This window comes from Pseudomonas sp. XS1P51 (assembly GCF_054897845.1).
This window is the reverse complement of sequence record NZ_CM142707.1, coordinates 862,736-877,998: the sequence shown is the minus strand read 5'-3', so window position 1 is coordinate 877,998 and position 15,263 is coordinate 862,736. Positions and strand designations below refer to the sequence as shown.

The following is a 15,263-nucleotide window of genomic DNA, read 5'->3' as shown; positions in this document are numbered from 1 at the left end:
CCGGCCTGAACCGCCGGGCTTTTTTCGTGCGCAACATCAGGTGTGATGAATTTCCCGATCCTTGGTTTCCGGCAGGAAGAACGTGCCCAGAATGGCCGTCATCACCGCGATGACGATGGGGTACCAAAGCCCGTAGTAGATATCACCCGTGGCCGCGACCATGGCGAACGCCACGGTAGGCAGGAAGCCGCCGAACCAGCCATTGCCGATGTGGTACGGCAGCGACATCGAGGTGTAGCGGATGCGCGCCGGGAAGAGTTCCACCAGCCAGGCGGCGATCGGGCCATAGACCATGGTCACGTAGATCACCAGGATGGTCAGGAGCAGCAGCACCATCGGATAGTTGGTCTTGGCCGGGTCGGCCTTCTCGGGGTAGCCGGCTTCCTTGAGGGCGGTGCCGAGGGTAGCGGTGAAAGCGTCGTTCTTGGCCTTGAAGTCGGCCGCCGGCATGCCGGTGCCTTCGAAGCTCTGAATCACCTTGTCGCCGATGCGGACCTGAGCAACTGCACCCGGCTCGACTTTCTCGTTCTTATAGGGGATGGCCCTCTTCGCCAGCACGGTCTTGGCGAGGTCGCAGGAACTGGTGAATTTGGCCTTGCCAACCGGGTCGAACTGGAACGAGCACTGGTCCGGATCGGCCACCACCGTGACCGGATTCTTCTCCTGCGCGACGAACACTTCGGGGTTACCGTATTGGGTCAACGCATGGAAGATCGGGAAGTAGGTCACCGCCGCCAGGATGCAGCCGGCCATGATGATTCCCTTGCGGCCGATACGGTCGGACAGGCTGCCGAAGATGACGAAGAACGGCGTACCAATCAGCAGGGAGCCGGCAATCAGCAGGTTGGCGGTCTGCGGTTCGATCTTCAGCGTCTGCAGCAGGAAGAACAGCGCATAGAACTGCCCGGTATACCAGACCACGGCCTGGCCGGCAGTGCCGCCGAGCAGGGCCATGATCACGATCTTGAGATTGTCCCAGCGGGCGAAGGACTCGGTCAGCGGCGCCTTGGACGACTTGCCTTCGGCCTTCATTTTCAGGAACACCGGTGACTCGCTGAGCTGCAGGCGGATGTAGACCGAGATGATCAACAGCAGGATCGACAGCAGGAACGGAATCCGCCAGCCCCACGCCTCGAAGGCTTCGGTGCCGAGGATGGTGCGACAAGCGAGAATCACCAGCAGCGAAAGGAACAGGCCGAGGGTAGCAGTGGTCTGGATCCACGAGGTGAAGTAGCCGCGTCTGCCTTTCGGTGCATGTTCGGCCACGTAGGTTGCCGCGCCGCCATACTCACCGCCCAGGGCCAGGCCTTGCAGCAGGCGCAGGGTGATCAGGATGATCGGTGCCGCCACGCCGATGGTCGCGTATCCGGGCAGAAAACCCACGATGGCCGTGGAGATACCCATAATGACAATGGTGATGAGGAAGGTGTGCTTGCGTCCGATCATGTCGCCCAGCCGGCCGAACACGATGGCACCGAAGGGGCGTACGGCGAAACCCGCGGCGAACGCGAGCAGTGCGAAGATGAAGGACGTTGTCTCATTCACGCCGGCGAAAAAGTGCTTGGCGATGATCGCGGCGAGGGAGCCGTAAAGATAGAAGTCGTACCACTCGAACACAGTGCCCAGGGACGAGGCAAAAATGACCTTGCGCTCCTCCTTGGTGATCCCGTGGTTGGGCGCGCTGCCCGTGGTTGTATTGTCGATTGCGGCCATGAGTCTTCTCCGTCTTGCTCTTGTTGTAGGCCGGAGTACCTCATTAACATTTGCCGCACCCAGGCCCCGGGGCTGATGTCATCGGATTACGAATCGCGCAAAGCATGGAAACAGGCTGACGGCCTCGCATCGCTGCAAGGTCCCTTGAAGCATAATCACCTTCGCGCAGATATCCACTCGCTATCACACTCAAACCCGGGCTGACGCGGAGAATCCGCCATGAACCAGCGCAAACCCGCTATCCACACCGGCTACGCCCCCGTCAACGGCCTGCGTATCTACTTTGAGATTCACGGCGTCGCGAACTCCACGCAACCGCCGCTCGTGCTGCTGCATGGTGGCGGCGACACCCTTCAGACGTCTTTCGGTCAGATCCTGCCAGTGCTGGCGGGCGAGCGGCAGGTCATTGCCTTCGAGCAGCAGGGCTATGGGCACACGGCGGACATCGCCGAACGGCCGTTCAGCTTCGAGCAGTCGGCGGATGACACCGCGGCGCTGCTGGCGTATCTGCATATCGAGAAAGCGGATCTCTTCGGATTCAGCAATGGCGGCACCATCGCGTTGCAGGTGGCGATCAGGCATCCGAATGTCGTGCGCAAGCTGGTGACGGCGTCGACGCTTGTCAAACGCGAAGGCGCCTATCCATGGCTCTGGGACGCAATGGACAACGCCACGCTGGAAAACATGCCGCAGGAACTGCAAGAGGAATACCTCAAGGTCGCGCCGCAGCCCAAAAACCTGCGGATGATGCACGACAAGGCAGCCCGGCGCATGCGCGACTTCAAGGACATCCCGACCGAAGCAATCCGTAGTATCAGCGCGCCGACGCTCGTGGTGGTTGGCGACACCGATGTCATCCGCCCCGAACATGCCGTAGAGATGTTCCGGCTCCTTGCGCATGCGCAGCTCGTCGTGCTCCCCGGCACCGATCACATGCAGGTGACGGCGCGCACCGGTTGGCTGGTGCCGATGATCAACGGGTTTCTCGATGCGCCGGCGGCTCGCTGAGCGGGGCCGCCGGATAAGTCCGCGGACTCAGCCCTTGGCCGCCATCGCAGTGACTTCCACGCGCATGCCTTCGACCGCCAGGGCCGCCACGCCAACGGCGGCGCGAACCGGCCAGGGCTTGGCGAAGAAGCGCTGATAGACCTCGTTGAAAGCAGCGCGGTCGGCCATGTCGGTGAGGTAGATGGTCAGGTGCAACACCCGGTCCATCGAACTGCCGGCGCGCTCCAGCGCTGACTTGAGCGCCTGCAGGGTGCATTCGCTCTGCTTGACGATATCGCCCAGCTCCAGGCTACCGTCGGCGCGGGTGGGAATCTGAGTGGAGACCAGCAGGCCGCCAAAACCGGCGACGTCGGAGGAGATGGATTCCTGGTCGGGGTCGGGGAGAAAGGTGAGGTCGTGGTTTGCCATGGGGATCTCTTGCTTGAGGGGGTAAAGGGGCGGTCGCGTATGGTGCGGCCGGCTCGCTGCGGCATTCAATTAGGCAGCGCCGTTTGCGCGGCCAGTTTACAGCCCCATCGTCGGGCCGTTCGTGAATCAGCTCGAAAAATTCGCAAGGCAAGCAAATGGCCGCTCCCCCCGTGGCATGCCGACGACCGACGCGCTGCGGATTCGAGCAAAGCAAACCAGCGACGCACGAACTCATACAATCGCGCCGTTTCGTCTACCCTCACAATGCGCCACTCAGCAATCAGCGTGTGCCAGGCGCATCGACATTCTTCCGCTAATGAACCGGAGAACCTCCATGCTCAAGCGTACCCTGGCATTGGCCGTCGGCTTGACCCTGTCTTTTAGCACCCTGCTCGCGCATGCCGCCGATACCCTGAAAGTCAGCGCCATACCTGATGAAGCCCCTACCGAACTGCTCCGCAAGTTCAAGCCGCTCGGCACTTATCTGGAACACCAATTGGGCATGAAGGTCGAGTTCGTACCGGTCAGCGACTATCCGGCCGTGGTCGAGGCGCTGGCCACGGACCGAATCGACCTGGCCTGGCTGGGCGGCTTCACGTTCGTGCAGGCACGCCTGAAAACCGGCAATGCCATTCCGCTGGTGCAGCGTGAGCAGGACGCCCAGTTCACCAGCAAATTCATCACCGCCGACCCGGCCGTCAAGTCCCTCGCCGATCTCAAGGGCAAGACCTTCGCCTTCGGTTCGGTGTCTTCCACTTCCGGCAGTCTCATGCCGCGCTATTTCATGCTCCAGGACGGCATCAAACCGGAAAGCTACTTCAGTCGCGTAGGCTACTCCGGCGCCCATGACGCCACCGTCGCCTGGGTTCAGGCCGGCAAGGTGGACGCCGGGGTACTGAACGCCAGCGTGTGGGAAAAACTGGTCGCCGCCGGTAAGGTCGACACCGACAAGGTCAAGGTGTTTGCCACCACCCCGGCCTACTACGACTACAACTGGACCGTACGCGGAACGCTCGACCCGGCGCTGGCCGCCAAAATCAAGGCAGCCTTCCTTGCGCTCGACCCGGCGAACCCCAAGGACAAGGAGATTCTGGATCTGCAGGCCGCCAGCCGGTTCATCGAAACCAAGCCTGAGAACTACAAGGGCATCGAGGAAGCCGCACGCGCTGCCGACCTGCTCAAATGACATTGCATCTGACCCGGATCAGCCTCACCCACACCAATGGCGTCCGCGCGTTGCAGGGTGTGGACTTGCACATCGGTGCCAGCGAACAGGTCGCCATCATCGGCCCGTCCGGCGCGGGTAAGTCGAGCCTGCTCAACCTGCTGGCCACCGCCCTGCGACCGAGCAGCGGCGAGCTGCAGGTGCTCGGCGAACGCGCGTGGCAGCTTTCTGCCCGTCAGCGGCAGCGTCTGCGCGCGCGCATTGGCCTGGTGCATCAGTCGCCACCCCTGCCACCCCGCCAGCGTGTGGTGACAGCGGTTCTGGCCGGAAAGATTGGCCAGTGGGGCCTGGGCAAGAGCCTGCTGAATCTGCTGCACCCGCTGGATATTCCGGGTGCTCGCGCGGCATTGGCCAGGCTGGACCTGAACGACAAGTTGTTCGCGCAGTGCCAGCAACTGTCCGGCGGTCAGCTACAACGCGTGGGCGTCGCTCGCGTTCTGTATCAGGCGCCCGAGGTGTTGCTGGCCGATGAGCCGGTATCGGCCATGGATCCGGTGCTGGCCGAGCACACACTGTCGGTTCTCTGCCGTCATGCGCGAGAGCACAACGTCACGCTGGTCGCCAGCCTGCATGCGGTGGAACTGGCCCTGGCGCACTTTTCGCGCATCATCGGGTTGCGTGATGGACAGATCCTGTTCGACCTTCCGGCCAGCGAAGTCGACCGCGAGCTGCTCGACAAGCTCTACGCCAATGAACAGCTGCAATCCGCGCCGGTTCCTCCGACACCCTTGAGCGTGCAGATTCCCCGATGCTGACGCGCGATACCCGAGATCCCGCCGCCCGCCCCCGCCTGCTGCTCAGCCTGCTGGCCCTTGCCCTGCTGTGGCCAGGCATTCGCTTCAGCGAGCTGGACCTGAGCGTCCTGGTGGCGAGTGACAGTCAGAGCGAGATGGGTCGGTTTGTATCAGCCTTCTGGCCACCGGCCCATGGTGAGGAGTTCATCCAGCTGCTGGCGCAGGCCACCTTGCAGACCCTGGCCATCGCCACGGCCGGCATGGTGCTGGCGTTGCTGTTGGCCGTTCCCGCCAGTCTGCTGTCCAGTCGGGCCCTGTCGCTGTCTGCTGCTTCCCGTGCCGGTCATCCGAGCTACTGGGGGCAACTGCTGCGGTGGCCGGTACGCGGTTTACTGATCTTCCTGCGCAGCGTGCCGGAAATCGTTTGGGCCCTGCTGTTCGTGCGCGCTGTCGGCCTCGGCCCGACGGCCGGGGTCCTGGCCATTGCCATTACCTACAGCGGCATGCTGGGCAAGGTCTACGCGGAAATTTTCGAGTCGGTCGACCAGCGCCCGGCCCACGCGCTGCTGCAAGCGGGCAGCGGTCGGCTCGCGGCCTTTTTCTACGGGATCCTGCCCAATGTGGCTGCGGAGCTGCTGTCGTACACGGTGTACCGCTGGGAATGCGCCATCCGCGCCTCAGTGGTGATGGGATTCGTCGGTGCTGGCGGTCTGGGCCAGCAAATGGATCTGTCGCTGCGCATGTTCGCCGGCGGTGAAGTGGCCAGTCTGTTGCTGACCTTCCTCGTACTGGTGCTGCTCGCCGATCAACTCAGCCGCCTGCTGCGCTGGAGGCTGGCATGAATCGCCTGTTCAACCTGGCACTGCTCCTCTGCATCGGTGCTGCGGTCGCCGCCTCGTTCACCTACCTGGGCATCGACCTCGCGGAGCTGGGCGCCGACGGCAACCTGAACCGGATGGGGGCCTATGCACAGCGTTTTCTCAGCCCGGACTTGAGCACCGGTCATCTACAAGCCATCGGCTATGGCGCGCTGGAAACCATCGCCATGTCCGCCCTCGGCACCCTGCTCGCGGCAGTGCTCGGCCTGCTGTTGGCATTGCCCGCGGCCGGGCGATTCGGTTGGCCTCTGCAGAGCGCATCGCGCCTTGTGCTTAACGCCCTGCGCGCGGTTCCGGAACTGGTGTGGGCCGCACTGATGGTCCTTGCCGCCGGGCTCGGCCCGAATGCCGGCACCCTGGCATTAGCCCTGCACACCACCGGCGTGCTCGGTCGGCTGTTCGCCGAAGCGCTGGAAAACACCCCACCCGAACCGGCCGAAGCGATCCGCCTCCAGGGCGGCAATGCCGTGTGGGCGTTCTGTTACGGCACACTCCCCAACCTGTTGCCACAGCTCCTGGCCTACATCCTGTACCGCTGGGAGAACAATATCCGCATGGCCAGCGTGCTCGGTTTCGTCGGCGCGGGTGGTTTGGGGCAAATGCTCTATGTCAGCCTCAGCCTGTTCCAGGAGGCTCAGGCCAGCACCGTGATTCTAGCCATGCTGTTACTGGTATTTGCCGTCGATACGCTGAGCAGCTGGAGCCGCCAGCGCTGGGTCAAGGCCTGACTGTTTTCGCGTCATTCCAATAGCGAAACCAGGCGCGGCTCAATGGAGGTCTCAAGCACCTCAAGCAGCGCCAGCGTCACCGGCAGCTTGAAGCGCCGCCGTCCAGCGCTGCCAGGATTGAGGTAGAGCTGTTCGCCGCGCCATTCTATGCGTGGCTTGTGCGAATGGCCGGTGATCACCAGCCTGATACCTGCATCGAGCACGGCTGGAGCATCGGCGATGTCATGCACCAGCAGCGTCTGCCATCCGTTGAGGTCGAAGCGTAGGCAGTCGGCAAGATGTTCAGCCCAAGGGGCGTCCAGGTCATTGTTGCCGCGTACTACGTGCAGCGGAGCAATAGACTCCAGTTGATCGAGAATTTCGGGATTACCGATGTCGCCCGCGTGAATGATCCGCTCACACCCCTCCAGGGCAACAAGGGCTTCGGCGCGGAGCAAGCCATGGGTATCGGAAATCACGCCAACTTTCATGCAAAGCTCCAGACAGATTCAAGCATCGGAACACAGTGTAACGAAGCAAGCGCCCTCGACGTGCGCGGTCAGGTCGCAACGTCATAGTTTGGCCACCGGCGCCGGCTCAATCATCCTCATGCAACTTGATACCCCTGGCATGAAGCAGATGTGGCACCAGCAAAACCAACAACGTCAGCGCAAGGAGCGCCGCCGAGATAGGTTGTGTGACAAACACCATCCAGTCCCCCTCGCTGATGGACAAGGCGTTACGTAATTGCTTTTCGGCCATCGGGCCCAGCAGCATGCCCACGATCACGGGGGCAACGGGAAAGTCGAAACGACGCATCAGCACCCCTCCCCAACCGATCGCCAGCATCAGCAAAAGATCGAAGGAAGAATGGCGCATGCCGTACACGCCGATGGTGGCAAACACCAGAATACCGGCGTTCAAGTAAGGCCGGGGAATCTGCAGGAGCTTGACCCAGAGGCCCACCAACGGAAGATTCAACACCAGCAGGATGACGTTGCCGATGTACAGCGAAGCCACCAGCGTCCAGACCAGTTCTCCCGAAGTCTGGAAGAGCAGCGGCCCCGGTTGCAGGTTGTAGTTCTGGAACGCGGCCAACAGAATCGCCGCCGTGGCGGACGTCGGGATGCCCAGCGTCAGCAGTGGTACCAAAGAACCCGTCGCGCTCGCGTTGTTGGCGGCTTCAGGACCGGCGACGCCCTCGATGGCGCCCTCGCCCTTGTTGCCCGCAAATTCTTTGGGGTACTTGCTCAGTTTGCGTTCCGCCGAATAGGACAGAAACGTCGGGATTTCAGCGCCACCTGCCGGTATGGAGCCGAATGGAAAACCGATCAGCGTGCCCCGTAGCCAGGCGGGAACCGATCGCTTCCAATCGGAGCGTGTCATCCACAATGAGGTCAAGCGGTGCCGACCGGCTGTTTCCTCCTTTTGATACAGCAGGCTGTACAAAGCCTCGCCCACTGCAAACAACCCGACGGCCACGAGCACCACTTCGATGCCGTCGACCATTTCGGGAACGCCCAAGGTGTAGCGGGCAATACCCGAGGTGGAGTCCAGACCGATCAGGCCAATGGTCAGGCCAATCCCCAGCGACACAAAACCCCGCAACATCGAAGCACCGAGTACCGCCGACACTGTCGTGAAGGACAACACCAGAATCGCGAAATACTCCGCAGGACCAAACTTGAGCGCCAGTGTGGCAACCACGGGGGCAAAGAGGGTCAGCAATATCGTCGCAATGGTGCCGGCCACAAATGACCCTATTGCCGCCGTTGCCAGGGCTGGCCCTGCCCTGCCGTTGCGAGCCATGAGGTTGCCTTCCAGGGCCGTGACCATGGAGGACGATTCTCCCGGGGTATTGAGCAGGATAGAGGTGGTGGAGCCACCGAACTGAGCGCCGTAATAGATACCGGCGAACATGATCAGCGCCCCGGTGGGATCGACCTTGGCCGTAATCGGCAGCAGCAAGGCCACCGTCAGTGCCGGTCCGATCCCCGGCAACACACCAATCGCAGTGCCCAGCAAACAGCCGATAAATCCCCACATCAAATTGATCGGCGTCAGCGCTTCAGAAAAACCCATTGCCAGGCTTGAGAGGATGTCCACCTTGTTGATCTCCTTCGGCCCGGGTCAGATCCAGGCGTTGACAAGGGGCGGAAGGGAAACCCCTAGCCCGGCGTTGAAAAGCCAGTAGATCGGCAGGGTCAAGGCAATGCCGATGGCGAGGTCGCGCACCGGACGAGCACTGCCGAAACCGCGTGCCGAACAGGCAAACAGCAGCCCGGCCGCCAGCACGAATCCGATGAGGTTAATGAGCAAGGCCACCCCCACCAGACCTGCCGTCACCCAGGCTGCACCGGCTTTGCCACCGGGTAGCACTTTGGCACTCTCGTCACTGTGATCTTCCAGTTCGCGAAAACCACCGGTGACCGCCTGATAACTCAGCAAAACGCCAACGATGCCAAGGAACACCGCGACGCCATAGGGATAGACGTGCGCCCCCAGGATGACGAACCCCATCTCGGGTGGAAAGCAAAATGCGCCGTACGCCAATACCGCGCTGATGACGACCACACCGACGCCAATCGCCAGTTGGGGCGGCACGACTCTGCGTGGCTGAGTCATTTCGCAACCAGCCCTACCTCGACCAGCATCGCGCGCAATCGCACATGCTCTTCGTCGACGAACTTGCCGAATTCATCGCCGGTCAGAACGTTGGGTGACCATTTGTTGGTTTCAATGTTTTCTTTCCAGAGTTTACTGTCGGCGGCGGCCACCACGGCGGCGGTCACTTCTTTGCGCTGCTCGGGTGTGAGATTGGCGGCACCGTAAACGCCACGCCAATTGCCGATGGTCACGTCGTAACCTTTCTCCTTGAGGGTCGGTGCATCGATGCCTTCAACGCGTTCGGGGGCGCCGATGGCGAGTACACGGAACTGGCCGTTTCTGATGTATTGGCCAAGCTCGGCATAACCACCTGTGATCACCTTGATCGAGCCGCCCAATGCCTGGGCAACGACCTCACCCCCACCCGCGAAGGCCACGTAGTTCACCTTGTTCACCGGGACACCCATTTTTGCGGCCAATTCAGCAATGCCGATGTGATCGATCGACCCCTTGGAGCCACCGCCCCAGGAGATGCTGGTCGGTTTGTCTTTGAAGACTGTCAGCAAGTCCTCCAGGGTTTTGAACTCGGACTCCTTGCGGACGGCAAGCACGTTGTATTCGGTAAACAGCCGCGCGATCGGCGTGACATCCTTCAAGGTAATCTGCGGTTTGTTCTGTTCTATCGCGGTGACCATGATCGCGCCGACCACCAGCAACGCATTCGGATCGCCCTTGGTGCTATTGGCAAATTGCGCCAGCCCCAACGTACCGCCGGCCCCGCCCTTGTTCTCGTAGGTGGCGGACTTTGCCCCTTTGGCCTCGACCAGGGCTTTGCCCAGAACCCTTGCGGTCTGGTCATAACCGCCGCCCACGGAACCTGGGGCCATGAACTTGACGGTGTCCAGCGCAAAGGCAGGTGTCGCGAGCGCAGCAGCGGTAATGGCTGTTGCGATGCAGCGGCTGAATCGACGGAACAAAGCGGACATGAGTGGTCTCCCATTGCATTGTTTTTATAGGTGCCGGTGAACGTCGATCAGGGCGCAAACCCTGCTCAATGAACATTGGCCTGCGAGTAAGCGTAGGCCATGGTTAGAATGACGGCCTGCAACGTTGAATCTGTTCATTTCAGGAAAGCATATACATGGCCAACACGAGTGCCGATGTCCGCAGCAGCGCATGGTCGGTGTTTCTCATCTTCTTGCGCCTCGGCCTGACCTCGTTCGGCGGCCCCATTGCACACCTGGCCTATTTTCGCGACGAGTTCGTCACACGACGGCGCTGGCTGACCGAGCGCAGTTATGCGGACCTGGTGGCGCTCTGCCAATTTCTGCCGGGGCCGGCAAGCAGTCAGGTCGGCATCGCGTTGGGGATGTCTCGGGCGGGATACGGCGGGGCGCTCGCTGCATGGGCCGGTTTTACCCTGCCTTCGGCCATTGCGCTGATCCTGTTTGCCCTGAGTATTTCCCACGGCACCGCCCTCTCGCCCGGCGCACTGCATGGCCTCAAAGTGGTGGCCGTCGCGGTGGTTGCTCAAGCGGTATGGGGCATGGCGCGAAACCTGTGCACCGACGTGCCGCGAGTCACCCTCATGGCGATTGCCGCCTGCGTCGCCCTGCTGGAACCCTCCGCGTGGGGCCAGGTCGGCGTGATTGCCGCCGCTGGCGTTGTCGGCCTCCTGTTATTCAAACCCAGGATGAGCGCCGAGCACGATCCACTGCCGATCACCATCAGCCACCGGGCCGGGGCGATCTGGCTGTCGTTGTTCCTGGTATTGCTGGTTGGCCTGCCGCTCTTGAGCCAACTGCGGCCCAATCAAACCGTGGCGCTGGTGGATGCCTTCTACCGGTCCGGCTCACTGGTGTTCGGTGGGGGGCACGTTATTCTGCCGCTGCTGCAAGCCGAGGTGGTGCCCTCCGGTTGGGTCAGCAATGAAACCTTCCTCGCCGGGTATGGCGCCGCACAGGCCGTCCCCGGCCCTTTGTCCACGTTCGCCGCATTCCTCGGCGCGTCGATGAATCCCGCCCCTTCGGGTTGGGTCGGGGGCATGATTTGCCTGCTGGCGATCTTCGCACCGTCCTTTTTGTTGATCGTGGGCGCCTTGCCGTTTTGGGAGCAGTTGCGCCGCAGTGTGCACACACAGGCCGCACTGATCGGGATCAATGCAGCGGTGGTCGGCCTGCTCTTGGCAGCGCTTTATCAGCCGGTATGGACGAGCGCCATTTTCAAGCCGCAAGACTTCGGTTTGGCACTGGTTGCCCTGGTGGCGCTGATGTTCTGGAAGCTTCCGCCGTGGCTGGTGGTTGTCGGCAGCGGGGTCGCGGGGTGGCTTTTGAGTGTCATGCAGTGAACAGGCAGGCAAGCAAGCTGTTGATATTCAAACGTCTACTTTTTCAGAAACACTTCTCCTGATTGCCCGGCGTAACGCCGAAAAATGCCGGGCTATTCTAAAAACCATCTGCGGTAAAAAACCGATCTCCAAGCCCTATACGTACGGTGTGCAACAGGAGACTTGTCATGAAAGGCATGCTCGGCTGCATTGGATTGTCACTCTTACTGGCGGTAACGGCGGCGTTCGCTCACCACGGCTGGAGTGAATACGACTCCAGCAACGCCTTGCAGTTGAACGGCACGATTGAAGAATCCGGCTACTCCCACCCACACGGTTTCGTTCGCCTCAAAACCGAGGACAAGACCTGGAACGTCGTCCTGGCACCGCCCTCGCGCATGGAGAACCGTGGTCTTTCCCGGGACATGCTGAGCGTTGGCAGCACGGCCACCGTGGTCGGCTATCAGAATCGAAACAAACCCGATGAACTGCGCGCCGAACGCATCACGGTCGGCGGCAAAACCACCGAGTTGCGATGATGCAGGCCACTGATACCCGCGGTGGAGCGGGCCCGGAAAGCTGGCTGGACTGGTTGGACGGATCGCAACTTGGGGCGACGATGCGCGGTGACCTTTGGCTGTATCCGCTGGTCGAGGTGGTTCACATCATTGGATTTTCGGTACTTGTCGGCTCTGTCGTGATGTTCGATCTGCGGGTGCTCGGGCTGTCGAAAAGTATCGAAGTGACAGCCTTGGCTCGACACCTTCTGACCTGGTCCATTGCGGCCCTGCTATTGATCGTGCCCGCCGGGCTGATGATGTTTACTGCCCATCCCCATGACTTCGCATCGAACAACATTTTTATCCTGAAGCTTTGCCTGATCGCGACTGCGGGGCTCAACGCCGTCATTTTCCACGTCGGGGTCTACCGCTCGGTAACCCAATGGAACACGGGCGCAGCGGCGCCTGGAATTGCAAAGATCCAGGCGCTGCTTTCGATTGCGTTATGGTTCAGCGTGGTGTTGTGCGGCCGGCTGTTGGCGTACACCTGATCGTCAGGTATTGGTTTTCAACTTGGTCCACAAGCGGGTCGTCAACCGGGCGATGGCAGCCGGGAGTTCCTCGACGGTAAACAACTTGTCCAGCACACTTTTCGGCGGGTAGATCGCCAGGTCCTGCTTCACGGCCGGGACAACATATTCATCCGCTGCAAGGTTGGGGTTGGCGTAATGGATGCTGTTGCTGATGTTGGCAATGACCTGAGGCGTCAGCAGGTAGTTCATGTAGGCGTAGCCATTTTCTCGTGCGGCGCGCTCTTTGGCATGACCACCATATCGAACCACAGGGTCAAGCCCTCATCTGGAATCGAATAGGCGATGTTGATGCCATTGTTGGCTTCTTTTGCGCTGGCAGCCGCCTGAACAATGTCGCCATTGAAACCGATCACCGCGCAGACATTGCCGTTCGCCAGGTCGCTGATGTACTTGGAGGCGTGGAAATACTGGACGTAAGGTCTGATTTCAAGGAGCGCCTGCTCGGCTTTCTTGTAATCCGCCGGCTCATGGCTATGCGGCGGCAGCCCCAGGTAATTCAGGGTGATCGGCAGAATCTGCGTAGGGTTATCGATAATCGCCACGCCGCACTGGCTCAACTTCTTGATGTTGTTCTCATCGAAAAACAGACTCCAGGAACGGGTGACGTCCGTGTTGCCGAATATCGCTTTGATCTTCTCGACGTTGTAGCCAATCCCCGCCGTGCCCCACATGTACGGATAGCCGTACTGGTTGCCCGGATCATTGACCTCCAGTTTTTTCATCAGCGCCGGATCAAGGTTTTTCCAGTTGGGGAGCTGGCGCTTATCAAGTTTCTGAACCGCCCCGGCTTTTATCAATCGGGACAGAAAATGGTTCGAGGGGCTCACCACGTCGTAGCCGGTGTTGCCGGTCATCAACTTCGACTCCAGCACTTCGTTGCTGTCATGGATGTCGTAAGTTGCCTTGATTCCCGTTTCCTTGGTGAAGCTGGTCAGGGTGTCATCAGCGATGTAGCCGTTCCAGTTTGAAATGTTGACGACTTCGTCGGCGTAAGTGGCTGCCGACACTGTTGTCAGCAAAACCATCAGGGAAACTTTATTGACGTGCATGTTCAATCACCGTGTAGTTGATGAGCTTTTATTCTTTTTGGATCGCCGGATTTTCTAGACTTCTGTTCTGGCCCTGACCGCCTCCACGCGCATTCGAAGCATGGTCCCGATATCAAGCAGGGGTCGCGGCGGGAGCCAGCCGGGCTGAGCCCTGTGCATGACCGATTCCAGGATTGGCGAGCGGACACCCGAGGCCAGTTCGGCAAGCAAGCGGCCCCAAAGCGTGCCGCGCGCCACGCCCGAGCCGTTGTATCCGGCCACGGCAAACACACCCTCTTCGACCTTGGCAAAATAAGGCTGCCCGGAGCGTGAGGCGCTCAAGTGTCCGGTCCAGGTGTAGTGAATGTCCTGCTCGGTGAGCCACGGAAAACGGCGTTGCAAACCAAGCACATGGTGTTGGCGCCGATGCAAAAGCTCACTGTCGGACAAATCACGGGAACGGTATTCCGCGGTGTTGCGGATCATCACGCGGCGATCCGGAGTGAGTCGCACCGTGGCACCCAGTGGCCGGGTGGAGAGCACGCCCCAAGGCTCGACAGCGCCAATGGCGGCGAATTCGTCGTCGCTGAGCGGCCGCGTGAGGCTGGCGCTGAGTTCCATCGGGAACGTTCCGCTGTCTGCTATCCCCGCGCGGGGGATGAAGGCATTCAGGCAGACCAGGACCTGCTTCGCTTCGATACTGGCGTTGACTGCATTGGCGCGAAGGCCTCCGCGACTCAAGCGCTCCAGACCGGTGATGTCGGTATTTTCATAAAGGGTCACATTGTCCGGTAGCGCATCCAGCAAACCCTTCACGTATTTCGCCGGTTGCAGCAGTGCGTTGCCATGACCGCACCAGATCGCGGCGCGGTAATGCCCGGTTCCCAGCTTTTTGCTCAGTTCATCCCCTTCCAGGAACTGCGCAGAGGCTCCGACGGCACGCAATGTCACCAGTTTTGCCTCGACATGGGTCAGCTTGCCTGGATCGCTGACGGCGAAGAAGTAACCCCAATCCCGGAAATCGCACTCGATGCCGTGACGAGCAATGCGCTTGCGGACCTCTTCGCTGGCGACCCGTGAAATCTCGGTGTCCACTTCAAAATCAGCGAACCCCTGACGGCCGATAAGCTCATCATCGCCAGGGTGTTCGTGGCCCGCCACGAACCCTGAGTTGCGCGCCGAGGCCCCTTGCGCGGCCCGCTGCCTGTCGACCACCACGATGCGTGCCTCAGGGTGCATTTCAGCCAGCGCATGAGCGGCACAAAGGCCGGTGATACCAGCCCCCACGATCAGCCAGTCGGCTTTTTTCGCGCCGGTCAGCCGGGCGCGACCGGGTGAATGTCCCGCCTGCGCAATCCAGCCACATATATTTTCCATGCGTCACCTCATTCGACTATCGCTCTGCAAGCCGCCTCTGTTCAAAGCAGGACTTCATGCAGCAATCGCATGAGTAGTTTGAGATGACGGTAGCTAGAGCTAGAATCTATAAGGCCTTTAGCAATACAACCAACGTTATAAAATCATCGAGCCATTCAG

Annotated in this window: 15 protein-coding genes and 1 pseudogene; 8 read left to right on the top strand and 8 right to left on the bottom strand. The window is 60.8% G+C overall.

Annotated features, from left to right (window positions below; genetic code table 11):
* Positions 1-36: 36 nt before the first annotated feature.
* A complete protein-coding gene (locus ACYZUD_RS04120; RefSeq protein ID WP_462022735.1) occupies positions 37-1,713 on the bottom strand; it encodes an MFS transporter in 1,677 nt (558 codons plus the stop codon).
* A 219-nt stretch (positions 1,714-1,932) separates the two neighbouring features.
* On the opposite strand from ACYZUD_RS04120, the gene ACYZUD_RS04115 reads away from it, so the two are divergent.
* Entirely contained in the window at positions 1,933-2,721 is a 789-nt protein-coding gene (locus ACYZUD_RS04115; protein ID WP_462022734.1) for an alpha/beta fold hydrolase, read from the top strand.
* A gap of 27 nt (positions 2,722-2,748) precedes the next feature.
* Here the strand turns inward: ACYZUD_RS04115 and ACYZUD_RS04110 are convergent, their stop codons facing one another.
* A complete protein-coding gene (locus ACYZUD_RS04110) occupies positions 2,749-3,129 on the bottom strand; it encodes a RidA family protein (RefSeq protein ID WP_462022733.1) in 381 nt (126 codons plus the stop codon).
* A 334-nt stretch (positions 3,130-3,463) separates the two neighbouring features.
* On the opposite strand from ACYZUD_RS04110, the gene ACYZUD_RS04105 reads away from it, so the two are divergent.
* Genes ACYZUD_RS04105 through phnE form a run of 4 tightly spaced genes read left to right on the top strand, consistent with a single transcriptional unit; the run spans position 3,464 to position 6,694 of the window.
* Positions 3,464-4,315, top strand: a complete 852-nt coding sequence (locus ACYZUD_RS04105) for a putative selenate ABC transporter substrate-binding protein (RefSeq protein WP_462022732.1) — start codon at positions 3,464-3,466, stop codon at positions 4,313-4,315.
* Positions 4,312-5,109, top strand: coding sequence for a phosphonate ABC transporter ATP-binding protein (locus ACYZUD_RS04100; protein ID WP_462022731.1), 798 nt, complete (start codon positions 4,312-4,314; stop codon positions 5,107-5,109). Before ACYZUD_RS04105 ends, ACYZUD_RS04100 begins: the two co-directional genes overlap by 4 nt.
* On the top strand, positions 5,103-5,930 hold the full coding sequence (locus tag ACYZUD_RS04095) for a PhnE/PtxC family ABC transporter permease (RefSeq protein ID WP_462022730.1): 828 nt from the start codon (positions 5,103-5,105) through the stop codon (positions 5,928-5,930). Before ACYZUD_RS04100 ends, ACYZUD_RS04095 begins: the two co-directional genes overlap by 7 nt.
* The gene (gene phnE, locus ACYZUD_RS04090) at positions 5,927-6,694 is read left to right on the top strand and encodes a phosphonate ABC transporter, permease protein PhnE (RefSeq protein ID WP_462022729.1); all 768 of its coding nucleotides are present in this window, start codon (positions 5,927-5,929) and stop codon (positions 6,692-6,694) included. Before ACYZUD_RS04095 ends, phnE begins: the two co-directional genes overlap by 4 nt.
* A gap of 11 nt (positions 6,695-6,705) precedes the next feature.
* Here phnE and ACYZUD_RS04085 read toward each other — a convergent pair whose 3' ends face one another.
* The 4 genes from ACYZUD_RS04085 to ACYZUD_RS04070 form a co-directional block, all read right to left on the bottom strand.
* Positions 6,706-7,164: a metallophosphoesterase family protein gene (locus tag ACYZUD_RS04085; protein ID WP_462022728.1), complete on the bottom strand. Its 459-nt coding sequence runs from the start codon at positions 7,162-7,164 to the stop codon at positions 6,706-6,708.
* 106 nt (positions 7,165-7,270) lie between these two features.
* Entirely contained in the window at positions 7,271-8,779 is a 1,509-nt protein-coding gene (locus tag ACYZUD_RS04080; RefSeq protein WP_462022727.1) for a tripartite tricarboxylate transporter permease, read from the bottom strand.
* Between the two features lie 24 nt (positions 8,780-8,803).
* The gene (locus ACYZUD_RS04075; RefSeq protein WP_462022726.1) at positions 8,804-9,298 is read right to left on the bottom strand and encodes a tripartite tricarboxylate transporter TctB family protein; all 495 of its coding nucleotides are present in this window, start codon (positions 9,296-9,298) and stop codon (positions 8,804-8,806) included.
* On the bottom strand, positions 9,295-10,266 hold the full coding sequence (locus ACYZUD_RS04070; RefSeq protein WP_462022725.1) for a tripartite tricarboxylate transporter substrate binding protein: 972 nt from the start codon (positions 10,264-10,266) through the stop codon (positions 9,295-9,297). Before ACYZUD_RS04070 ends, ACYZUD_RS04075 begins: the two co-directional genes overlap by 4 nt.
* 155 nt (positions 10,267-10,421) lie before the next feature.
* Here ACYZUD_RS04070 and chrA point away from each other — a divergent pair, with 155 nt between their 5' ends.
* The 3 genes from chrA (at position 10,422) to ACYZUD_RS04055 (ending at position 12,657) form a co-directional block, all read left to right on the top strand.
* A complete protein-coding gene (gene chrA, locus ACYZUD_RS04065) occupies positions 10,422-11,627 on the top strand; it encodes a chromate efflux transporter (RefSeq protein ID WP_462022724.1) in 1,206 nt (401 codons plus the stop codon).
* Positions 11,628-11,794: 167 nt separating this feature from the next.
* A complete protein-coding gene (locus ACYZUD_RS04060) occupies positions 11,795-12,145 on the top strand; it encodes a DUF6152 family protein (protein WP_462022723.1) in 351 nt (116 codons plus the stop codon).
* On the top strand, positions 12,145-12,657 hold the full coding sequence (locus ACYZUD_RS04055; protein ID WP_462025179.1) for a DUF6644 family protein: 513 nt from the start codon (positions 12,145-12,147) through the stop codon (positions 12,655-12,657). The genes ACYZUD_RS04060 and ACYZUD_RS04055 overlap by 1 nt, the downstream gene beginning before the upstream one ends.
* 3 nt (positions 12,658-12,660) lie before the next feature.
* Here ACYZUD_RS04055 and ACYZUD_RS04050 read toward each other — a convergent pair.
* Together ACYZUD_RS04050 and ACYZUD_RS04045 are read right to left on the bottom strand one after the other, a co-directional pair.
* A pseudogene (locus ACYZUD_RS04050) lies at positions 12,661-13,748 on the bottom strand (polyamine ABC transporter substrate-binding protein).
* A gap of 54 nt (positions 13,749-13,802) precedes the next feature.
* Positions 13,803-15,104 (bottom strand): NAD(P)/FAD-dependent oxidoreductase, encoded by a 1,302-nt coding sequence (locus ACYZUD_RS04045; protein WP_462022722.1) that lies wholly within the window; start codon positions 15,102-15,104, stop codon positions 13,803-13,805.
* Between the last annotated feature and the right edge of the window lie 159 nt (positions 15,105-15,263).